Raw genomic sequence first — 22374 nt, 5'->3', positions numbered from 1 at the left:
CGGCTCTACCTGCGTGGTACGGAGGGAAAGCCGGGGCCGTTCAACATCCACAGCTGGACTGACCAGTGACCTGGATCACGCGCCAGGTGCGCGCAGCCCGGCGGTCGTCCGATGTGGGCATGCTGCTCCGCCCGGTCCTGGGCGTGACCAACGCGTTCGCGCTACTACGCCTGCTCCGGCCGCGGATTCAGTTGCCGAGCCGAGTCAGGACCGCGTTCGTGTGGTGAAAGTCGTGTTCGGAGTCGACTCTGGTCAGCAGGAGTTTGGTGACACCGAGCGCGAGGTAGCGGCCGAGGTATCGAGCTACCTGGTCGTAGCTGCCGACCAGCAGGGGTGCGCCCGTCCGGCCGGTGCTGTAGAGGCCGGTCCAGTAGACCTCGTCATGGACGTCGGCCTCGGAAGCCAGCAGGGCGAGCCGCCGGTTCCAGTCGGATTCGGACTCACGTTTGAGCAAGGTCCTCAGCCTGGACGCGCGGTCGACCTGGTGACCATCGAGAGCGAACGCCCATGCCTCCTCGTCCGTGGGCCGTGCCACCATTCCGACCCGGATACCCATGCTCACCCCGGAGCCATTGTGGGTGGCCGCGAAGCTCTCGGCGAACCGGTCCACTGGTTCGGGGTGGGTGATCGCGACGTGACCGACGCTGTCCACGAGGTCGCGGCCGGCAGCGGACGATCCTGGTACGAAGATCCGTGGCAGGAGGTGTTCTGGGAGCCTGGTGTTCGTCCGCAGGTTCCGGTACTGGTAGTGCCCACTGTCCCAGGTGACCGGACCGCCGGAGCTGAGCAGTCGCCGCACCAGGGTCACGTATTCGACAGCTCGCTCGTAACGCCCGTCATGGTCGAGTGATTCACCGATCTGGTGCAGTTCCTCTGGTGCCGCGCCTGTGACGATGTTGAGATCGATACGGCGGTGGTAGAGGGAGGTCAGGCTGGCGATGGTCTTCGCCGCGGTGAACGGTGGCATCGTGTACGGCTGCATCGCGACCAGCGGGACAAGGGTGGTGGTTTCCTGCAGTAGGACACCGGCCACCGCCCACGGGTCGAGGACCATGTGGTCGTAGAAGACCAGCAGCCCGGTGAAACCGTTGTCCTCCGCGCGGCGGGCGAGCGCCGCCAGCCCGGGACGAAAGTCGTGTGTGGGCGGCAGCCACGGCACGGTGGCGGTACCGATCACTTCGAGATGACTGGACATGACGCGGGCTCAGGTCATCGGGATGGACGAGGCGCTGGGCAGTTCCATCCAGCGGTCGGAGTTGAACAGTCTGTCGACGAAGCCCTGTTTCCATCGTCCGGTGCGGCCTTCAAGTCCGCCGTACTCGTCCAGATAGGCGCGGTCCTGCGGTTCCAGTTGGTCGACGACGTGGTCGGGAACGGCACCGGGGTAGAGCTGACAGGTGTGGTGGAGCGCGAAGTAGAGCTCACGATCGGCACCGATCTCCTTGGCGTACCGGGGCAGGCGGTCGAGGAGGGCTTGTGGTGTGACGCGGACGGTCTCCCGCACGTCGAGGAAGCGCGCGAGGTTCAGGTCCCTCCCCTGGGTGATGCTGAGCAGGCTGGCTGCCTCTTTGTAGAGGTGCAGGCAGAGATCGAGCAGCTGGTCCAGCGGGTCCAGCGCGAAGGACGGCTCCCCGCAGATCACCACCTGCCGGGCGCGGTCGAGCACGGCGCGGACATCGACGCTGCCGGCCGACCGCTTCTGGAACAGGTCGAAGCAGAGGTCGATCTCGAACCACCGTACGTCGGGGTCGCTGGTGGTTTTCAGGAACGGCAACGCGTTGTTCAGGTGTACGGCCCAGAACATCCGAGTCCGTCGCTCGTGGGGGACGACGCGGTCGCCACCAGGTGACGGGACGCCCTGCGCGTAGCCGAGTTCTGCGAGTACTTCGGCGGCGGTGTTCAGGGACTCCCGGTCGATGAGGATGTCGAGGTCGCTCATCCGCCGGATCCCGGGATCGTCGTAGACAAGGGCGCACAGTGCGGGGCCTTTGCGCACCGCGTACCGCACTTCGCGCTGGTTCAATGCCTGGAGGACCCGTCCGAACTCGGCGAACAGGCTCCGGTTGCGTCGGACGTTCGTCTCGTACGCGGCCGAGTAGATCCACAGATGCGGCAGTATCGACTTGTCCCTGGGCAACTGCCGACCGAGGTTGCGCCCGACTGTGCAGATCACTTGCTGGCACAGCACCTGGTCGAGGAAGTAGGGCCAGTCCATCGGTTCCCTGGCATCTCGCCACTTCTGGACGGCGTCCGCGCTGTCCCTGCTCCATCGAGGCTCGGCCAGGGCGAGGAGGAGGTCGTTCTCGGGCCGGAGCGTGGTCACCGTCATCACGGCCTCTCCAGGGTGAGAAGTTTCCGTACGTGCTCAGGCCACCGGCTCGGGTCGGGGCCGTGGCGGTGCAGGAGGGCAAGCGCCAGCCGCTCGTAGCCCAGTGCGAGGCACGCGGTGTGGGCGACCGCGCCGTCTGGACCGGTGATCGCGAACAGCCGGCCGAACTGGTCGACGTGATAGTTTCCGGAGGCGACCGCCTGTGTCTGTCCTGGGCCGACCTCGGCCAGCAGCTCGATCTTGAGTTTCCGTTCCTGTTGCAACGCCCGCATCATTCGCCCGCCACTGCCGAAGAACGGGTCGCCCGCTACCGCGCTCTCCGTCCGCAATCCCATGTCGGCGAGCATCTGCTGGGCCGCGGCAAGGCGGTCGTCGCGCCAGCCGAGGCAGTTCTCGGCTGTGCCGAGCCGGACGAGTTCGCGCATCCGGAACGAGCGCAACCGCCCCACCTCGGCATCCGCTTCCTGCCTGAAGCAGGTCGCCTCGACGCTGCGCTCGGTGGTGGCTGCCAGTGCCGTGTCCGCGAAGAGGGGATAGACGCAGTAGCAACCGGCGGGCAACAGAACCAGGTCCGACTCGATCGGCGTCCCGGTCGACGTCCTCGTGTAGACCCTGCCCAGCAGGTGCGGGAAGTTCCGGTGGTAGCCAACTTTCTCGATGATCTCGCGGGCGATCACGGGCGGTGTGCGCAGTCGCTGCACGCCGTCGGGCTCCAGTGTCCCCAGTGCTGCGGCGAGTCCGTGCACGACCGACTCGAAGGCACCCGTCGAGAGGTGCACGCCGGGGACGGGTGTGGGCACCAGCGCGCCGCCGGACCTCACCGCACCCTGCTCTCGGTCAGTTCCCTGACGCAGCGGACGATGTTGAAGATCGTCGCGAAGGTGGCGTGCCGCAGCCGGTTCTCCGGGAACTCGAAGCCGAATGTCGCCTCGAGGTCGAGCATCACCTCGACGCTGGCCAGCGACGTCATGCCCAGCACCCACAGGCTGTCGTGAACGCCGATGCCCCGAACGGCGTCGCCGAGACCGGAGCGCTCCCGCAGGATCGCCCGCACCTGTGCTTCCATGCTCACTCCCAGCGGTTCTGGTTTCAGGTGGCCGGTGTGGCAGTCACCGTTGTGGACTCGATCACGACGGGCACCGGGGATTCCGAGATGCGCAGCACGACCTGCCTGCACGGCTCGCCGGACACTTCGCCGAAGACCGCGTACGCACCCTCGAGGTGCGGTGCCGGTGCCACGGTGATGAAGAACTGCGAGCCCGTGCTGCCCGACCCGGGCCCGGCACGGTTGAGCATCGCCACCCGGAACGGCTGGTCGAACGCAGGGCCGGTGGTTATCTCCTCGAACCAGCGGTAGCCCGCGCTGCCCTCGCCGGTACCGCGCCGGTCGCCACCGTTGACGCAGAAGCCGGGCACTCGCCGATGGAAGGCGGTGCCGTCGTAGAAGCCACCCTCCCCCGGCTTCCCGGTGCGCGGATCGACCCATTCCCGGCCCCCGCCTGCCAGCCCGACGAAGTTGTCGACCGTGTACGGCGCGGTGTCCGGCCAGAGTTCCACGCACACGTCTCCCATGGTGGTGTGCAGAACCACGCGGGCTGATCGGTAGGTGGTGAGCGAGGAGGGCACGGGTGACCGGACGCGCATTCGCCGCACGTTGACCGCGTTGTGAAGGAATGGGTCGTGCACCGGGTCGAACTCACCGGGTTCGGCGCGGTTGCCGCAACCCAGCCCTCCCGGGCGGGCCTGGTGCAGGCTCAGCTCGAACCAGTTGTCCGGCTCCGAAACCGATGCCTGGGACCGTTCCCGGTGGTGTCGCAGCAACGACCGCACCGCCGCCGAGGCGTGCCGTGACAGCGTGTCCACGTCTGTCCTGGCCTGTGCGTCGAGCACCGTGGGCATGTCCTGGACGTCGTAGAACTTGTCGAAGACCGAGCCGTTGTTGTGCTCGAGCGTGAAGCACTGGTCGACGAAGACCCGGTCCGGGAGCTCCCTGGTGACGTAGCGCTCCACCATCTCGGTGATCGGGTGCCAGGCCATGCCGCCGAACTCGACCCCAGGGCCTGCGAAGGCCTGACGGGCGAACTCGAGGGCGGTCGCGTGCCCGAGTTCCGATCGCAGGCGCGGCCAGGCCACCCGGCTGTCCCCGGTGCCGACTTCACGCAGGAAATGCGCCAGCGGTGGCGCACACAGGTCCAGCGGCATCCGGCCGAAATGGCCGAGTTCACTCCCGATGGCGACGTCGAGGTGGCCTGCGAGGTCGGCGCACAGTTGGGGGAGCCACGCGGCCAGGTGTTTTCGGGCCGCACCGTTGCCCTCGGCTGCCATCCATTCCAGCAGGTAGAAATCCGCCGCGAGGCTGGACGGGTCGATGTGGTCGACGAACCAGCGTGGACTGTACGCCGCGAGGTCGTCGGCGATGCCGACCAGTGCGTCGGCCCGGCTCAGGTCGCCGCGCAGGTAGCGGGCCCAGTGCCGTTGAGCGACGGCGAAGAGCCTCGGGTAGCGCCACTGTGAGCCGAGCACGTCGAAGCAGGGGCGGTGCTCCGGGCGTACGTCGCGGACCAGGTGGCCCGCCAGCATCTCGACGAGGATCTTGCTCAGCAGCACCCGCAGTCTGCGTTGGTACGGTGCGGAGCCGGGCAGCCGCCTGGCCAGCTCGACCGACAGGTTGGCCGGGTCGTCCCGCGTCTCGATGAGGTGCGCCCAGCCCAGGAGTGTGAGCACGCTGTCCGCCATGGTGGCGCCGCGAAAGCGGTTGCAGTCGACGTACAGGCCGGTCAGTGTCTCCGACTCTACGAGGTAGCCCACCGATGGCGTGTGTGGTGCGTAGGGCACCAGGTGGAGGGCCAAGGTCCTGGATGTCGCGGGTGTTCCCAGCGCCTGGCACAGCGGACCGAGGTAGTGATCTGGGTCGAGTACCTCGTCCAGGTCGGCAGCCGCCCGGGCCCGGAGCTCTTCGTGCTGGGCGATGACGGGCATGAGGGTGGGTTCGGCCGCGACCATCGCGGTGGTGATGAGCTCGGCACCAGCAGCCAGTCGCTCGTCGGTGATGAGCGCCGTCAGCTTCGCCGGCTCGGGTGCGTCGGCGACGGCGGACGGGATGTTGTTACGGACGATCGGTGCCCACAGTTCGAACCCGTTCCAGAACGCTGCCACCTCGGGAACCTGCGGACGAGGCAGCAGCATCGCCTCGAACGAGAAGCGGTCGTGCAGTTCGCGTTGCATGAGGAGGAAGAGGTCAAGCACGGGGCTGCGGGTGTGGTCAATCCTCACGGTGTGCTCCAGTGATCAGAGCCGCGTCGGCCAGTTCCTTCAGAACAGCGTGGCACCGTCGGGTGGTGACCGTGTTCCAGGGCTTGACGAGCGGGCCCAGCGCTGCCGCGGCGTCGGCCACTCGGTCCGGTGACGAGCCATGGCACAGGCCCCAGATCAACAGGGTTTCGCCAGGCACCCGGAACACCCGCGCGCCAGGTACGACGATGAGCGTCTCCCGGTCGGACGCACACGGGAGGGAGTACGCGGCCCGCCGCAATGGCCCGCCGCAGTCCGTCCACACCGGCCAGTGCGCGAGCGGCACGTCCCACCAGCCGAGGGTCATCGCGGCGACAACGCTGGTCTGGACGAGAGAGATCAGTTCGCCGAGGCCCTCGGAAGTGTCGTGGTGCATGAGGCGTCGGTATTCGGCGAGTGGGAAGCCCACCGGGGCGCTTCGGGCGAGCTGGTGCCAGACCCACTTGTCCCCTTGGTGGAGGTCACCGCAGCCCGCCGCCAGGGCCTTGCCCGCGGCGAGCAGCGCTCTGCGTCCGGCTGTGATCGCCGCGTCCAGGTCGAGCCGGTCCGCCGAGTGCCGGAAGCCGGCCACGTCTTCGACGGCGGAGTACGCGATTCGAGTCCAGCTGCTGATTATCCTGCGGCGCAGGGGCAGCGGGGAGGCGCGGAGCCGCTGCTGCTGGTTGGTCAGGCAACCGGTGTCGGTGACGATGTCCGCGGTGAGCAGTCGGACGGCGATCGTGAGATCCGCGTCGGTCACCCGGCTGCCGTCGGGAGCGGGGTAGTCGGCAAGGACCCGGCCCACCAGGCTGGTCAACCACTCGGTGGCGAGTGTCTTGACGTCGACCCGGGTGCCTTCGACGAACAGCTGCCGCCGGGATTCGCGCAGGTCGGGCCCAACCAGGTAGACATCGACGTCGCTGGAGGTGTTGCCCAGCCCCACCACCCTGCTGCCCGCCACGAACGCGGCGTCAGCGCCCTCGGCTGCCGCCAGTTCGGCGACCGTCTCCCGCCACAGCCCCATCGGCTGCGCGCATTTCATCACCAGCCCGGGTTCTCGGGCAGGGCGAGACCGAGGTACATGCCCTCGTCAGAGATCATGATGCCGGCACGGCAGCATCCGTCGAGGAAGTCCGTCACGCGTTCGACGGACACTTCGGACTCGTCGGCGCCCACTCGTTCCCGCACCTTGGCCGGTGTACGCGCCGTGTCACCGCACGCGTCGTAGGCGTCTGCTCGCCAGCCGGTCAGCACCAGGCGACGGGGCTCGGATGTCCGTTTGTCGATGATCGTGAGCCGGCCGGGCAGCCGCTGCACCACCAGGGTGGCGTTCTGCTCGTCGCGTTCCTGCCAGGTGTCGATGGCGTCGTTCATCTTCGCGATCGTCGCGTTGGAACAGGTCCCCGGCGACTCGTACCGGTAGAAGTAGGCGATCTTGGCGTGATCCAGGTAGGCGGGGAATATGTGCCGGTACGACTCCTGTGGTTGTTTGTTCTGCATCGGGAACGACTCGTCGGTGAAGTAGGGGCTGAACCGCTCGAGCCAGATTCGCTGGCATCCGGTTGGGGGTTCGAGGTGGTGGAGCAAGGGGATCAATCGCAGCTGTTCGGTGTAGTCCTCGTCCTTCTCACCGGGGAAGCCGGCGAGCAGGTTCCAGGCGACGCGGATGCCGTAGTAGCGCGCCCATTTGAGCAGCCGGACGTTGATGAGCAGGCTCGAGCCCTTGCGCATCAACCGGAGCACGTTGCTGCTCAGGCTCTCGATTCCGGGTTGGACCCGCATGATCCCGGCCAGCTTCATCGTTCTGACCTGCTCGCGGGTGAGGTTGGCCTTGACCTCGAAGAACATGTTCACGTCCCAGTGACGTTCTGCCATTTCGGCGCAGAACGACGTGAGGTACCGCATGTCTAGGATGTTGTCCACGGCGTCGACGTGCACGACCCGGTATTCGCGCAGTAGCGACGCGAGCTCGTCGACCGCGCGGGGTCCCGACTTGGACCGGAAGGCCATGTTCAACGCGTTCAGCCCGCAGAACGTGCAGTGGTGCTTGGCCCCCCACCAGCACCCGCGGGAGAACTCGACCGGCAACCTGATCGGGTCCTTGGGTACCAGCACCTCTTCGCGACCGAACCGGTCCAGGGCGTCGAAGTAGTCCCGGTAGGCCGGCACCGGGAGCTCGTCGAGCCCGGATGGTCCCAGCAGACCGGTCGACGGCGGTTCGGGGGGCTCGCCGTATCGGTGCACACCGGGGATCCGTACCTCCCGGCCGTCGGCGATGGCGTTGAGGAGAGCCGGGAAGGTGACATCTCCCTCGCCTGCGACCACGTAGTCCAGCCAGGGCAGCTTCCGCGCGTACTCGAGCCCCATGTCGCTGTCGAAGTTCGCGCCCCCGTAGACCAGTGCCGTCTGCGGGTGTGCCTGTCTGATCGCTCGTCCGAGCGCGAGCGCCGCGGTGGTCTGCAGGAAGGTCGACGTGAACCCGATGACGTCGTAGCCGCCCCATTCGGGGCGTGCCGCACAATCGGCGATCCACTCCGGCAGCGTTTCGCGCTGGGTCGTGACGAGGTGGTCGGCATCCCCGCCCATCCACTCCGACCAGTCGGCCACGACCTCGGGATAGGTGGTCAGGTACTCCGATGTCGGCATCACCTCGCCGAACGCGGCGTAGGAGAACAGCCACTCGCCGAGGAAGTGCAGCCGCAGGGAGTCCATCATGGCGAACTTGTCGTAGCCGGGTCCGCCGAGGAACGCGGCGAACTCGATGTTGAGGTAGTGGGTGTCGCAGTGGTGCCCGGCGCGGCGGGCGATCGACTGGAGGAGTCCGCATTGGATGGACGGAGCGTTGACCCGGGCCCAGGGCATGTTCACCATGGCGACACGCAGGGACCGGGTCGGCGCGACGTCCGGCTCGGTGGACGGCGCCGCCGGGCGCGACGGCGACAGCAGGATCTCGGTACGGGTCATCAGATCCCCCAATTCGTCGGTACGAACTCGTCGTGTCCGGGGTCAGGCGAAGTCGTCGTGTCCGTGTCTGGTCGCGCGGCGGGTCTGGACGGCGACGGCGAACAGGCCGAGCACCGCCGACACAAGGCAGATCGTGAGTTCCAGGAGTGCCTCGGCCAGCCAGGGTCGTCCTGCCATGCCCGCGTGGACGGCGGCCAAGCCGTGTCTCACCGGTAGTACCGACCCGATCGTGTCGATCCAGCCGACCTTGTCCGGTGGCAGAAACGCGCCGCTGCACAGGATTGTCAGGTAGCCGAGCAGGTTCGGGGCGAGCACGTCGGCTCGCTTGGCGATCGTCAGTGTCGCGGCGGCGATGCCCAGCAGGGCGTAGCCACAGGCCATCAGCGCGAAGATGGGCAGCCAGGGCAACACGTGCAGGCCGAGGTTCGTCAGTCCCAGCAGGGCTGCCGCGATGGTCGCCTCGATGAGGAAGAGGCCGAAGCCTACTGCGAGATAGGGCGCCGCCCGGGCGTACAGGACCGCGGCGACAGGCATGTCACCTGTGCGGATCCGCCAGAAGGTCGCGTGGTATTTGTCCCCGAACGGCACGTTGATGACGTTGACCGTGTTCGTCGTGGTCAGTGCGATGACCAGACCACCGACGAACGCGTACTGCGTGTGGTGCTCGCCTGCGACCACACCACCGAGCACCGTGAAGAACACGATCTGCAGCACGCCCTTGGGGATGGTGGCGAAGATCGTGGCGGCGGGCGGGAGGTTCGCGGCGTACTCCCGCCAGCCGAATCGTGCGGCCTCGGCGACCCGCCACAGCGACAGGCTCGTCTGCGCCCGCTCACGTGTAGTCAAGGGAGCCTCGCTCCAGCGCCTTGTTGATCGACCACCGGTAGGTGCGCCAGGCGATCACGCCGTACCCGGCGGTCAGCAGCACCGCGATCACCAGCGGGGCGGCCGCGAGCCGGCCGCCCGCCGCACCGGCGAGGAACTCGTTGATCCAGCGCAGACTCAGCAGCTGCGGCACCCAGCGCAACCACGTGGGAAGCACGTCCTGGGGAATCAACAACCCGCCGAGCACGAACACCGGGTACATCAGCGCGCCGGACCAGATCAGTCCGTTGCGGGTCAGGAGGAAGAGACAGGACAGCAGCGCCCCGAGCGCCGTCGCGGAGACGACGACGACGGCCAGCCCCAGCGCCGTCCAGAACGGGTGCGCGACGGCGACCGGCAGGCCTACCAGGAGGAGGGTTCCGATCGTCGAGACCAGGATCGTGCCGACACCGTAGAGCGTGGCACCGAGGCTCTTGCCGAACAGGACCAGCGTGGGTGACTCGACCCCGCACACGCACCGGGCCAGCGTTCCGTAGGTGCGTTCGCGGCGCAGCACGCCACCGCTGGTCCAGACGGTCGAACCCCACAGCGCTGTGAGCATCACCGATGCCACGACCTCCGCGGCGCCATCGGGCGCGGGACGCTTCGTTTCCACCGCGATGACGAGCAGCACGACGGGCAGAAACCCTGCGTTGACCAACAGCAGCGGATTTCCGCGCATGCTTCGCTGTTCGGTGCGCGCCGCGGTGAAGAAGGTCCAGACCGCGTTCTGCAGGCGATCTGGTGACGTCAGCAGGTCCCTCACCGGCGCACCTCGCCGAACTCGGTCCGGTCGCTCGCGGCCAGTTGTGCCGCGACGTGGGAGTACACGTCCTCGAGCCGCAGCGCCGCTACGTCCACGCCGAGGATCGTGGCGTCACCCAGCGCCGCACCCAGCCGGCCGAACGACTCGGCGCTCCAGTCCCGTACTCGCAGGCGCAGCGTCCACAACCCACTCGTCTCGACGAGGTCGTCCACCATGACCTGCGAGGACCAGCCGACCTCGGGTGCGGGCGGGGTTCCCGTGCCGCGGACCGTGACGATCGCCGTGTATCCGGCCAGCTTCCCGAACTCCGCGACCCCCACGTCGGCCACCACCCGGCCGTCGGCCAGGATCGCCACCCGGTCGGCGAGACGTTCGATGTCAAGCAGGAGATGGCTGGTCAGCAGCACCGAGGTGCCCTGGTCCCGGAGGGCGGCGACATCGTGTCGCAGGCGCTCGGCCTCGACGGGGTCAAGGCCCACGGTCGGCTCGTCGAGGAGCAGCACCGGCGGCTCGTTGATCATGCCGATGGCGAGGTGCAGCCGCTGGCGCATGCCCTTGGAGTAGGTCTCCACGGCGCGGTCCGCCACGTCGGCGAGCCCGACGTGCTCCAACGCCGCCTCCAGCCGCGTCGTGAGGCGACGCCGGCCGACACCGGCGAGCATCGCGAAGAACCGCAGGTTCTCCCGGCCGCTCAACTTTCCGTACAGGCCGCGTTCTCCACCCAGGACGACGCCGGTCATCCGGCGGACCTCCCGCCGCTTTCTGGTGACATCGAGGCCGAAGATGCGCGCCGTCCCGCTGGAGGGCAGCAGGAGGGTGGCCAGGATCTTGGTCAACGTCGTCTTGCCCGCGCCATTGCTCCCCAGCAGTCCGACGATCTCGCCCTGCCCGACTCGCAGGTGCACGTCGTTCAACGCGTTGACATCCCCACCGCGCGCCTTGAACGTCCGGCTGACGCCCTCGACCTCGATCGCTGTGCCGTTCACCCGGCTCCCCCCTGGTCCAGCAACCGCTGCCGCGCCGCGGCGAGCCGCACGAGGGGAATCCTGGGTGCCGCACAGGAGATGTGGTCGACTCCTGCTGCGACGAGGAAACTCACCGCCGAGGGTTCGGCCGACTGCTCGCCGCAGACTCCGATCCGGATGCCGGGGCGTACCTTCCGCGCGTCCCGGATCACCTGTCGGATCAACGCACCGACACCCTCGATGTCGAGCCGCTCGAACGGCGACCGTTCCACCACACCGAGATCCCGGTAGGCCGGCAGCAGGTGCCGGTCGGCATCGTCGCGGGACAGTCCCCACATCAGCGCCGTCAGGTCGTTCGTCCCCAGCGAGATCGCGTCGACTCGCTCGGCCAGCCGAGAGGCGAGCAGGGCTGCGCGCGGCGTCTCGATCATCGCGCCCACCGTGACCGGCAGGTCCGCCGCCGACACCCTCACCTGTGCGCAGACGTCGTCCAGCAGACGCCGGACCACATCCACCTCGGCGGGCGTGCTGACCATCGGCACCAGCAGTTCCGGTCGTGGATCGTGTCCCATCCGGCGAACCGCCATCGTCGCGTCGACCAATGCCTGGATCTGGGCCACGGTCAGTGCGGGCACGAGGATGCCGAGCCGCACACCGCGCACCCCCAGCATCGGGTTGTGCTCGCGCAGCCTGTCCAGCACCACTCGAAGGCCGTGGTCCGCGATCGACGCGGGGTCGGGGAGAAACTCGTGCCGGGGCGGGTCGAGCAGCCGGATCGCCACTGTCGAACCATCCATGGCCACGAGGAGCTCGGTGAGCTCGGTGCGCAGCACCGCGTACAGCTCGGCGAGACCTTCGGTCAGTTCTGGTCCGGGGCGGGCGACCATGACTCGTTCGAGTAGTGACCGACGGTCACCGAGGAACATGTGCTCGATCCGGCACAACCCGACGCCGACCGCACCAAGATCCCGCCCTCGTGCCGCCGCTTCCGCCGAGTCGGCGTTGACCTGCACGGACAGGCCCGGCATGTCCTTGAGCACGACGTCGAGCCAGTGCAGCAGCTCCGCGTTCTTCTTCCCCTTTGCGAGCGGCTCAGCCGGGCGGCCGCGGTACACCTTCCCGGAGGCTCCGTCGACCGTCACGACGTCGCCTGCCACAAGCACCTCTCCGCGCGCGGCTCTGAGACCTCTCCCATCGGTGATGACACCGTCCACGAGGCCGGCGACACACGGTAGGCCCAGCGCACGTGTGACGACGGCGGCGTGGGTGGTCTGGCCACCATGCTCTGTCACGACGGCCGCGGAAGCGAGCAACCCCGGCAGGTCCTCGGGACGTGACTCGGGTAGCGCGAGGACGGGTTCGAGGCCGTCCTCGCGTGCTGCGACCGCCGCCTGCCCGTCGAACACCAGGACACCGCTCGCGACGCCCGGTGACACACCGAGGCCACGCACCACGGTGACCAGGCCGCTGACGTCCGCTGTCAACGTCAGGGCACGCTCCAGTTCGCGCGGGTCGAGGGCCGCGAGGGCCTGCGCTGAACTGAGCTCACCGCGTGCGTGGCGGGTGGCGACGGATTCCGCGAGCGTTCCGCCGCTGATCGGTGTCCGGAGATCCTGCGTGGTGTCCGTTGTCCGTTCGGCGGTGGTCGTGGCCGGGTCCATGATCGGCACAGAATGATCTCTCACACTCTGCTATCGGACGTTGTAGTACTCCCGGCAGACACCCAGCAGGTAGACACGGTCGTCCACCTCGGCGGCTTCTTCCGGTGTGAGGGGGGTGAATTCGAGCTCGGCCAGGTCCTCGGCGGCCTCGCGGCGTGCGGACTCGTTCGTTCCGGCTGCGGAATCGGTCATGCCATCAGAGCTTAGGAACGAGTGGCTTCAGATCGCCTTCATCCGCATTTCTCGCGTAGGTGCGCGGCCACGTCGGACAGTGGACGCTCCGAAGAGGCGGCGGCCACCTGTGCCAGCGCCAGCGGCAGCCGCGCGCAGGACTCGATGATCTCCGCCACGGCCTGCGGCTCGGCACAAGCCCGCTCGACGCCGACCCGGTTGACCAGGAGCTGCCGCGCCTCCTCGACCGTCGGGCGGTTCAACTGCAGCACTCGGGCGCCGAGGCTGACGACGATGCCGGTCAGCGGGTTCCGCGCGGTCACCACGGCCACGCAGCCGGGTCCCCCGGGCAGCAAGGGTCGGACCTGATCGGCGTCCCTGGCGTTGTCCACCACCGTCAGCACGCATCTGCCCGACAGCACGCTGCGGTAGAGCGCGGCCTGGCCTTCGACGGAGCGCGGACGGTCCTGTGCGGGCACCTGCAGGGAGTCGAGCAGGACATCCATCGCCTCGGCCGGAGTCATCGCCGCGCCGGCCGGGTCATGGCTGCGCAGGTCGATGTACAACTGGCCGTCCGGAAAGCGGTGGGCGGCATGGTGGGCCCAGTGGACCGCCAACGCGGTCTTCCCCACGCCCGCGATCCCGCCGATCACCACGATCCGCGCTGACCGCATCCTGGCGTCACCACCGCCGATCAGGTCGTCCAACTCCTCGACCTCGGCGGCGCGACCGGCGAAGCCGTTCACGTCGGCCGGCAGCTGGCGCGGCACGATCCTGAGTCCTGGCGCGCGCACTGCCGTCGAGCTGACCAGCGTGTGGCCCAGGAGTTCCCGGTGGATCCGCTGAAGTTCCTGCCCAGGATCGACGCCGAGTTCCACATCGATCCGTGCCCGGATCAGCTCGTAGTGCTTGAGCGCCTCGATCGGCCGGTCGCACCGGTCCAGCACCAGGAGCAAGCGCGCCCACAGCGACTCCCGCAGAGGGAACCGCGTCGTCAGCTGCCGCAGCTGGGGCAGCAGGTCGGCGGCGCGGTCCGTCGTGATGAGTCGGTCGACCCGATGCTCGACCGCCGAGAGGTAGCGGTCGATGACGCGCGGCGCCTCGGTGGTCTCGAGCCAGGCCGACTGCACCCCCTCGAACGGTACGCCACGCCACAGTGCCAGCCCTTCGTCGACAAGCTCGGCTGCCCGAGCAGGGTCGGCGGTCTTCGCGGCGGCATCCAGCAGCCGGTCGAACCGGAGAAGGTCGACGTCGTCCGGCACTGCCCGCAAGACATAACCCGCCGGGTCGAACACGATGGACTCCGCTCCGAGAGCGGTACGCAGCCGGGCCATGTAGGTCGACACTGTCCGTCGCACGTCGACCGGCAGGTTCTGGCCCCACACCGCGGTCGCCAGTTGGCCGACGGTCACGGGCTGCCCTGCGGACAGGGCCAATGCGGCGACGAGCGTGCGGAGCCGTCCGGTGGTCAGCTCCACTGTCCGTCCGCCGACGACGACCGTGAGCGGGCCCAGCAGTCGCACCGCGATGCGGTTCGACTGCTGGGCCGGTTCCGAATCGTCGGCCGGCACCAGGTGGCCGTGCTGGGACCCCATGGCGGTTCTCCCCCATACAGATACGTGTTCGATGAACAGGCGTGCTCGACCACTCCATCCGAGCCCGGCGTGTTCCCGCGATCACGGCTGACGGGCCAGTCCGCCGGGGTACCAGATGTGCGGCTTCGATCGCGCTTGCACCACCACCCTCGCCTTTGCCGCCGCGCCTCGCATCCTGAGAGGCCGACCACCTCAATACCTATAGCAGATCGGGCACGCGAGGTGAGTCTGCTTGGCGTAGTCGGCGCGCGCGAGCGGCGTATGCGTACGAGCGGCGCACTGATCAAGATGCGCCTGGACCTGCAATTGGTCTTTCGATCAAGCATGTCGTGACGTCTCGCGAGTCCGGGCGGTATCGATACGGCTGAATGCGAATCGACAGCCACGCGCGTTGTCGCTCCTGGCGGTAGGTACGTACCTGTCGCCATGATCCCAGTCCATGCGGGGAGACAAGCGAGGTTGTGATCTTGCCTGGTTCTGCTCGCGTATCGACTACATCGATCGAAGATACCGGGCTCCGAATTCGTCCGGGCCTTCCAGAACGGCGAGGTCTTCCCGTTCTGTGGCCGACCAGAACACTGCACCGCACCCACGCATCGGGCACCGGAACGGAGCTCGGGGTACCGCCGAATGGCGGCGCAACCGCGGTCGTTTTGAGTCAGAACCGGCAACTCACGTCGGCCGTCGAATACACTTTCAAGATCAGGATTTACCCCGAACGTCTTACAGTTCCGGTCCGGAAGCGCGTCGCCGTGTGGAACATCTCGGCAGCGATGACGAGCCGGTTTCTCGCCGAACCGCGCCGGTTCACCCTGTTCCACTCGCTCGGCAAGAATTTTCTTCGGCCACGGTCCCACAATCGCCTCGGCGCTTTCCTCGGCTGGACTGGGCTGAATTCCCTGCTCCGCGCCCTCGCCGCCGACATCAGGCGGATGAAGTCGCGCGGAAAACCCAGCCGCCTGCGACCAGAGTTAAAGGAGGGCGAGACCTGGCGCTGACCCGGACGCGGAACCGTGGCTGACACTATCGAAGGGTGAGGACCCCGCTACCACCGAACGGTGATGGTGGATCCGGTGTAAAAGCTCGAACTTGATCGCCGGCCACGACAGTCCGAAGGGTTTGCTTCGCACCATGCTGACCCGGCAGGCCGGCCACGACAGAACGCAGTCATCCGGACAAGGCACCGCTCGAGATATCGAGGTTGGAATGAGAAAGAACGTCTGCGTGATCGGCGCGGGCCCGTCGGGCTTGGTCGCGACGAAAGAGCTGCTGGCCGAAAATCATTCAGTCACCTGTTTCGAACACAGTGCGAGCCCCGGCGGGATGTTCCGCGCCGGGGTCGGGTCCGACGAACCGGGCGCCTACGACTCGACCAAACTGACCATCTCCAACTACATGATGACCTTCTCCAGCTTCCCGCCGCGGGATGACGAGCGGCGGTACTGGTCGGCCGCCGAATACCGGCAGTACCTGCTGGATTTCATCGAGAAGTTCGATCTCGGCCCCAGCATCCGGTACGGGACGGACGTGCTGGGCGTGACGAAGGACGAAAGCGGCGAGGGCTATGTCGTCGAGGTCGCCCCGGTGGACGATCCCGCCGCGCGGACGGTGCATCGCTTCGACGCGGTCGTCGTCTCCACCGGAACGCACCGCGTCCCGAACTACGTCGACCTCCCCGGCCAGGACGACTTCACCGGCGAGATCACGCATTCGGCGCACTACCGGAACGCGGAGCGATTCCGCGGGAAGCGGGTCCTCTGCATCGGGATCGGAGAGACAGCGGCGGACGTCGTCAGTGAGATCGCCCAGGTCGCGGACCACTGCGCCCTGTCCGTCCGGCGTTACCAGCCGGTCATCGCGAGGTACCCGCGAGGACGGGAACACACGAACGACACCTTTACGAGCTACCTGCTCAATGCGATGCCGCTGTCTGTCATCACCCCGTTCCAGCGCCTGGGGACGAAGCTGGCCAAGCGGTTCGGCAAGACCGTCGCTTCCAGGGCCGTGGCCGCGTGGAACTCGAAGAACGACCACTACTTCAACCACTTCATCACCAAGAACGAGGCCTTCCTCCACCGGATCACCGACGGCACGTTGACGGTCAACGCATCGGGCATCGAGCGGCTTGGCAAGGACTACGTCGTGTTCAAGGACGGCCGCCGGGAGACGGTCGACACCATCATGTTGAACACGGGGTACGTCGAGGATTTCAGCCTCGTGAAGGACGTCGACATCGACGACGTTCGAAAGATGTACAAGCACATGATCCATCCGGAGCTCGGCACCGGTGTGGTCTTCATCGGATGGGCGAGGCCGACCGCCGGTGGCGTGCCCGCCTGCTCCGAGATGCAGAGCCGCTACTTCGCGCTCCTGTGCAGCGGCAAGAGGACGCTGCCGGAACCGGCGCGGCTCGAGGAACTCATCGAGCAGGAAGCGGCCTTCGAGAACGAGGTCTTCTTCGGCAACCCCGACCTGCGGACGCTGGTTCACTACAACCGGTTCATGATCGGCATGGCGAAGCTGATCGGATGCTCGCCGTGGCGGCCGGAGATCCTGGCCAGCCCTGCGCTGGCCTACCGCTTGTGGAGCGGTTCCCAGGTGCCGGCGGCCTACCGGTTGTTCGGCCCGCACAGCGATCACAGGAACGCACGGAAAACGATCCTGAGCCTCCCGTCGGGATTCAGTGTCGCCCAGACAGCGCTTCTCACCGCGGCAGTCGGCGGTGCTCGGCTGCTGACCGCGGCAGGTCTGCGGAAACCGGACCCGGCCTATGACTCGAAACCTCGTGCATCGCGACGCCTTGGAAGGACTGCGAACGTGACACGTTCCATCAGCGCGAGCCCACTGCTCTCCAGGACACTGACCCAGCACCTCGCCGGGCAGCTCACGGGTACCGGACCGGTCGTGACGGCCACCGCGCCGTGGACGGGCGATCCGCTGGTCGACGTCCGGACCTCGACCAGCGAGGACGTCGCTGCCGCATATGCCAGAGCGCGTGGTGCACAGGCGAGATGGGCGGCCGTGCCGGTGTCCGAGCGGGCCAAGGTCTTCCGCCGCTACCACGACCTCGTGCTCGGCAACCAGCAGTTGCTGGACGTGGTGCAGGCGCAGACCGGCAAGGCGCGCTACAACGCGGTGGAGGAGAGCCTCGACGTCGCGGGCATGTCGCTCTACTACGCGCGCCACGCGCGCCGGTTCCTCGAGCCGCGCCGCCGCAAGGGCGGTCTGCCGATCGCCACGAGGCCGACCGAGCTGCGCCACCCCAAGGGCGTCGTCGCGATCATCGCGCCGTTCAACTACCCACTGGCGGACGGCCACACCGACGTCATCCCGGCGCTCATGGCGGGCAACGCCGTGGTGTTCAAGCCGGACACCCAGGTCGCGCTGACATCGCTGCTCTCGCGTGAGCTGATGATCAAGGCGGGGCTTCCCGCCAGTCTGTGGCAGATCGTCGTCGGCGAACCGGACGAGATCGGTCAGGCCCTGATCGACGGCGCCGACCACGTGTGCTTCACCGGCTCCACCGCCTCGGGCAGCAAGGTGGCCGAGGCCGCGGGCAGCAAGCTGATCAGCGCGACACTCGAACTCGGCGGCAAGAACCCGATGATCGTGCTCGCCGACGCCGACCTGGACAAGGCGGTCAAGGGCGCGGCCCGCGCCGGTTTCACGAGCAGTGGCCAGAACTGCCTGTCCAACGAGCGGATCTACGTGCACGAGTCGGTCTACGCGACGTTCCTCGCGCGCATGGTCGAACACACCCGCACGCTCACGCTCGGCTCCGGACTGGACTTCGGCTACGACATCGGCTCGCTGTCCTCACAGCGGCAGTTCGACAAGACCGTGCGCCACGTCGAGGACGCGGTCGCCAAGGGCGCGAAGGTCGAGGCAGGCGGCAAGGCCAGACCGGATCTCGGCCCGTACTTCTACGAGCCGACGATCCTGACCGGAGTCACTCCCGCCATGACGGTGTACACCGAGGAGACCTTCGGCCCGGTGGTGTCGATCTACTCGTTCGCCGACGAGGACCAGGCCGTCGCGCTCGCCAACGCGACCGAGTACGGCCTCGGCGCCAGCATCTGGTCGCGCGACGTCGCACACGCCCGTGACATCGCCACGCGGGTCAAAGCGGGCCAGATCAACATCAACGAGAGCTTCGCGTCGGTCCACATCTCGAACGACGCCCCACAGGGCGGCATGAAGTCCTCCGGCCTCGGTCGCCGCCACGGCGAGTACGGCCTGCTGTCGTTCTGTGAGCTGCAGACCGTCGCGAGCCAGCACGGCATCAGCTTCGACCTGAAGCCGGGGGTGACCCGCGAGCAGGCGGCCCGCCAGAACACGATGGTCTACAAGATCATGAAGGCTCTGCGGTTGAAGTGAACACCGCCGCGGCCGGCCATCGTGCGCCGGCCGCGGCGTTGTCGTGAACACGTACCGAAGTCGTGGTCTCGGACGGGGAGTGATCGATGCGGACTGCTCCGGCCCAGGTGCGCAACGCGCACGAGCGCAGCGCAGCCCCGCACCGCGCTGTACGGGGACGGGTTCCGTTTCTACCGCGTCGACATCGCGAACATGGCCTACCCGACCGGGCAGGAGACCCCGGTCTGGGCCGCCGGTGGACTTCTCAAGGGTGCTTCGGACCCGGCCAACATCTTCGCTCCCGGTCGCTACAACCGGCTCTGACGCTGGAGGAGACACGATGTCCGCTGCCGCGGCGAACGTGCAGGTGCTGTTGTCCGTGGGTGTCGTGGTGGTGAGTGTCCGCGCCGTCGGCTCGCTGATCGCGAAGGTCGGCCAGCCCAGGGTGATGGGCGAGATCATCGCGGGCATCCTTCTCGGCCCCAGCCTCCTGGGGCTGGTCTGGCCGGAGGCACTCGAGTTCCTCTTCCCCGCCGGCGTGATCAGTGCGTTGCAGGCGATCGCCAACCTGGGGCTCGCGATGTTCATGTTCCTCATCGGGATGGAACTGGACTTCCGGTCACTGCGTGGCCGGGGATGCAGGGCGGTCGCGATCAGCCAGGCGTCGATCGTGGTACCCATGGTGCTCGGCGCCGGTGTCGCGCTGTGGCTGTACCCGGCCTACGGCGCCGGGGCGGACCGGCTGGCCTTCGTCCTGTTCCTGGGTGCCGCGATGTCGATCACCGCGTTCCCGGTGCTGGCACGGCTGCTGCGGGAGACCGGCCTGCTCAAGACCCGCACCGGTGTCCTTGCCATGACCTGTGCCTCGATCGACGACGTGACGGCGTGGTGCCTGCTGGCGGTGATCGTGGCGGTCACGTCATCGACCGGCATGGGAGACGCCCTGCTGACGATCGGGCTGGCCGTCGTGTACGTGCTCGTGATGCTCAAGGTCGTCGCGCCGCTGCTCGCCAGGTTCGAGCGGGTGCCGCTGTGGGCGGTGCTGGCGCTCGTGCTGGTGAGCGCGTGGACCACCGAGCAGATCGGCATCCACGCCATCTTCGGCGGGTTCCTGGCCGGTGTGGTGATGCCGAAGCGGGAGCCGTGGCGCCAGGAGGTGCACGACCGCCTCGAGTCGCTGGTGACCTACCTGCTGCTGCCGGTGTTCTTCGTGGTCGCGGGTCTGAGCACACGCGTGGACCTGCTCACCTCGCCCGCGCTGTGGGCGGTCACCGCACTGGTGATCGCGGTGGCCGTCGCGGGCAAGTTCGGCGGCGCGGCGCTGGCGGCGCGTGCGACGGGCGAGACCTGGCATACGTCGGTGACACTCGGGCTGCTGATGAACACGAGAGGGCTGACCGAGATCGTCATCCTCACCGTGGGGCTCGAACTCGGCGTCATCACCCCCACGGTGTTCACGATCATGCTGCTGATGGCGCTCGTGACGACGCTCATGGCGGCACCTCTGCTGCGGCTGATCCCCCAGCGGGAGGAGGCCCTGGTCTGAGTCCCGAAAGCGCCGTTGATCGCTCACCGGCGCACCTCGGACACCGCGCACAGGCGCGCAGACAAAGCTCGATGAATCTCAACCCCACTGTCCCACGGCGAGGGATGGTGTGAGTGCCGACGCGACAGTCCATTCAAGACGCACGCGATCGTGCACTGATCCGTTGCAGCAGGGCGCGTCCGGGAATTCCCGGACGCGCCCTTTACCTGTGATAAGGCCGAGTGAAATGAAAATCTCCACGACTTATGCACCGACGCACGTCATGCGATAGTCAAGTTCCTTGGCACACCATGGAAACATGATCACCGCCGTCCTCGAAGCCGTGCACACAGCCGCCTTGGCGAGCTGGTTCGGGTGCATGTGCTACAGCGTGATGTTCGTGCAGCGGCACCCGATGCGCGCGCGGGAACCCGCGGTATGGGAGGTGTTCGTCACCGAGATGGTGCACGGGGTGCGCTGGATTGTCCTCGGCACCATGGCGGTCATCTTCCCGACGTGGGTCGCGCTGATCGCCTTGCGGATCGCGACGGCCGACACCGGCACGGTGTGGTTGTCGCTGATGGCGACGAAGTCCGTGTTGCTCATCGGGGTCGTGCTGCTGTTCGTGTACGTGTCCTGGCATCTGTGGCCGCTGCGGATCTTCGCGCTGCCCGAGGAGCTCCCGCCGATAGACAGGAAGTTCATGAACGCGTCGCAGGGTCTCGTGCTCACACTGGGCGGCGCGCTCGCCCTCGGGGTGGTGGCCGGTCATGTCTAGCTGGAACCGGCCGATGTTCGTGTTCGCCTGTGCGTGCGCGGTGCTCGCGGTCGTCGCCACAGCGGGGCTGCTCATCGACGACCGCGTTCTCGGCGGCGCGCCGATCTGGGCCAAACCGCTCAAGTTCGCGATCTCGGGTGTGGTGTACGGCGCGACGTGGTCGTGGCTGTGCGGGCTGATCGACCGCCGCGAACGCGTCGTGCGCAGGGTGTCCGCCGTGATCGTCGGCCTCCTCAGCCTGGAACTGGTGGTCATCGTCGGGCAGGTGCTGCGCGGCAGACGCAGCCACTTCAACCTCGAAACCCCGTTCGACACGGTCCTGTACCAGATCATGGCCGCGTCGATCGCCGTCGTGTGGTGCGGCACGCTCGTGCTCACCGTGCTGGTGTTCCGCAGTGACATCCAGGACCGCCCGCTCAGGCTGGCCGTCGGCCTCGGCGCGGTGATCTCCCTCGTCGGCATCGGGGTGGGCGCCTTGATGACCATCCCCACCGGCGACCAGATCGCGGCGGCCAACGCGGGCCAGGGCTTCCACTCGATGGGCGCGCACACGGTGGGTGCGCCCGACGGCGGCCCCGGCCTGCCGTTGCTCGGGTGGAGCACCACCGGAGGCGACCTGCGCATCCCCCATTTCGTCGGCATGCACGCGCTGCAGGCGGTGCTGCTGTGGCACGCGCTGCTGGCACGGACCCGGTGGCCGGAACCGGTCCGGTCCCGCCTGGTGCGCATCGGCGCGGCCGGCTTCACGGGCCTGCTCGCCCTGCTGACGTGGCAGGCGTACCGCGGCCAGCCCCTGACCGACCCCGACGGTTGGACGCTGCTGGCGTTCGGCGCCCTGGTCGCCGGATTGGTGTTCGCTGGCAACCGCGCGACCCGCCAACCAGCCGACTCCCCGCTGCTCGCCACGGTTTCAAGGTAGCCGAACGCGATCGCTTTCCCTGTCGGACAAGAAGGACGTCGGCTGCTGCCCTCCTCCCCCGCAACGGCGCGGGAGAAGCGGCGCAGCGGGGTGACGACCACGAGGTCGACGTCCAGGTCGCCACCCCCCCGGCCAGCTGGCCATTGTGGACCTCCGACGTGTGGCCGACGACCCACCGTTACGCGCAATGGCTCGATGTGTTCCGCCGGGC

General features: G+C 67.8%; 18 protein-coding genes. 5 read left to right on the top strand and 13 right to left on the bottom strand.

From position 1 onward, the window contains the following. Positions 1-187: 187 nt before the first annotated feature. Genes ACFPCV_RS27815 through ACFPCV_RS27755 form a run of 13 tightly spaced genes read right to left on the bottom strand, consistent with a single transcriptional unit; the run spans position 188 to position 14585 of the window. Positions 188-1177: an LLM class flavin-dependent oxidoreductase gene (locus tag ACFPCV_RS27815; protein ID WP_378059307.1), complete on the bottom strand. Its 990-nt coding sequence runs from the start codon at positions 1175-1177 to the stop codon at positions 188-190. A 27-nt stretch (positions 1178-1204) separates the two neighbouring features. After that, positions 1205-2329, bottom strand: coding sequence for a nucleotidyltransferase family protein (locus tag ACFPCV_RS27810; protein ID WP_378059306.1), 1125 nt, complete (start codon positions 2327-2329; stop codon positions 1205-1207). Beyond that, a complete protein-coding gene (locus ACFPCV_RS27805) occupies positions 2329-3150 on the bottom strand; it encodes a class-II aminoacyl-tRNA synthetase family protein (RefSeq protein ID WP_378059305.1) in 822 nt (273 codons plus the stop codon). Before ACFPCV_RS27805 ends, ACFPCV_RS27810 begins: the two co-directional genes overlap by 1 nt. After that, positions 3147-3395 carry a phosphopantetheine-binding protein gene (locus tag ACFPCV_RS27800; protein WP_378059304.1) on the bottom strand — a complete coding sequence of 83 codons (249 nt, stop codon included), beginning with the start codon at positions 3393-3395 and terminating at the stop codon, positions 3147-3149. Before ACFPCV_RS27800 ends, ACFPCV_RS27805 begins: the two co-directional genes overlap by 4 nt. Positions 3396-3418: 23 nt before the next feature. Then, complete coding sequence (locus ACFPCV_RS27795; RefSeq protein WP_378059303.1) at positions 3419-5602, bottom strand: peptidylprolyl isomerase; 2184 nt, start codon at positions 5600-5602, stop codon at positions 3419-3421. Next, positions 5592-6644: a nucleotidyltransferase family protein gene (locus ACFPCV_RS27790; protein WP_378059302.1), complete on the bottom strand. Its 1053-nt coding sequence runs from the start codon at positions 6642-6644 to the stop codon at positions 5592-5594. The genes ACFPCV_RS27795 and ACFPCV_RS27790 overlap by 11 nt, the downstream gene beginning before the upstream one ends. Then, entirely contained in the window at positions 6641-8563 is a 1923-nt protein-coding gene (locus ACFPCV_RS27785) for a RiPP maturation radical SAM C-methyltransferase (RefSeq protein WP_378059301.1), read from the bottom strand. The genes ACFPCV_RS27790 and ACFPCV_RS27785 overlap by 4 nt, the downstream gene beginning before the upstream one ends. 42 nt (positions 8564-8605) lie before the next feature. Further along, the gene (locus ACFPCV_RS27780; protein WP_378059300.1) at positions 8606-9409 is read right to left on the bottom strand and encodes an ABC transporter permease; all 804 of its coding nucleotides are present in this window, start codon (positions 9407-9409) and stop codon (positions 8606-8608) included. Continuing rightward, a complete protein-coding gene (locus ACFPCV_RS27775) occupies positions 9396-10193 on the bottom strand; it encodes an ABC transporter permease (RefSeq protein ID WP_378059299.1) in 798 nt (265 codons plus the stop codon). The genes ACFPCV_RS27780 and ACFPCV_RS27775 overlap by 14 nt, the downstream gene beginning before the upstream one ends. After that, the gene (locus tag ACFPCV_RS27770) at positions 10190-11179 is read right to left on the bottom strand and encodes an ABC transporter ATP-binding protein (RefSeq protein WP_378059298.1); all 990 of its coding nucleotides are present in this window, start codon (positions 11177-11179) and stop codon (positions 10190-10192) included. The genes ACFPCV_RS27775 and ACFPCV_RS27770 overlap by 4 nt, the downstream gene beginning before the upstream one ends. Beyond that, positions 11176-12819, bottom strand: coding sequence for a putative PEP-binding protein (locus ACFPCV_RS27765; RefSeq protein ID WP_378059297.1), 1644 nt, complete (start codon positions 12817-12819; stop codon positions 11176-11178). Before ACFPCV_RS27765 ends, ACFPCV_RS27770 begins: the two co-directional genes overlap by 4 nt. Positions 12820-12849: 30 nt before the next feature. Further along, the gene (locus tag ACFPCV_RS27760) at positions 12850-13011 is read right to left on the bottom strand and encodes a hypothetical protein (RefSeq protein WP_378059296.1); all 162 of its coding nucleotides are present in this window, start codon (positions 13009-13011) and stop codon (positions 12850-12852) included. Positions 13012-13049: 38 nt separating this feature from the next. Beyond that, the gene (locus tag ACFPCV_RS27755; RefSeq protein ID WP_378059295.1) at positions 13050-14585 is read right to left on the bottom strand and encodes an AfsR/SARP family transcriptional regulator; all 1536 of its coding nucleotides are present in this window, start codon (positions 14583-14585) and stop codon (positions 13050-13052) included. Between the two features lie 653 nt (positions 14586-15238). Here ACFPCV_RS27755 and ACFPCV_RS27750 point away from each other — a divergent pair. From ACFPCV_RS27750 to ACFPCV_RS27730, 5 genes are all read left to right on the top strand, one after another. Next, the gene (locus ACFPCV_RS27750; protein WP_378059294.1) at positions 15239-15583 is read left to right on the top strand and encodes a hypothetical protein; all 345 of its coding nucleotides are present in this window, start codon (positions 15239-15241) and stop codon (positions 15581-15583) included. 208 nt (positions 15584-15791) lie between these two features. Further along, positions 15792-18962, top strand: coding sequence for a succinic semialdehyde dehydrogenase (locus tag ACFPCV_RS27745; RefSeq protein WP_378059293.1), 3171 nt, complete (start codon positions 15792-15794; stop codon positions 18960-18962). Between the two features lie 319 nt (positions 18963-19281). Beyond that, a complete protein-coding gene (locus tag ACFPCV_RS27740; RefSeq protein ID WP_378059292.1) occupies positions 19282-20487 on the top strand; it encodes a cation:proton antiporter domain-containing protein in 1206 nt (401 codons plus the stop codon). 298 nt (positions 20488-20785) lie between these two features. Continuing rightward, positions 20786-21244 carry a hypothetical protein gene (locus ACFPCV_RS27735; RefSeq protein WP_378059291.1) on the top strand — a complete coding sequence of 153 codons (459 nt, stop codon included), beginning with the start codon at positions 20786-20788 and terminating at the stop codon, positions 21242-21244. Continuing rightward, complete coding sequence (locus tag ACFPCV_RS27730; protein WP_378059290.1) at positions 21237-22163, top strand: hypothetical protein; 927 nt, start codon at positions 21237-21239, stop codon at positions 22161-22163. Before ACFPCV_RS27735 ends, ACFPCV_RS27730 begins: the two co-directional genes overlap by 8 nt. The last annotated feature ends 211 nt before the right edge of the window (positions 22164-22374 follow it).

It is taken from the genome of Actinophytocola glycyrrhizae (assembly GCF_042653545.1).
GTDB lineage: Bacteria > Actinomycetota > Actinomycetes > Mycobacteriales > Pseudonocardiaceae > Actinophytocola > Actinophytocola glycyrrhizae.
The sequence above is the reverse complement of the archived record's forward strand: the minus strand, read 5'-3'. Positions and strand labels throughout refer to the sequence as shown.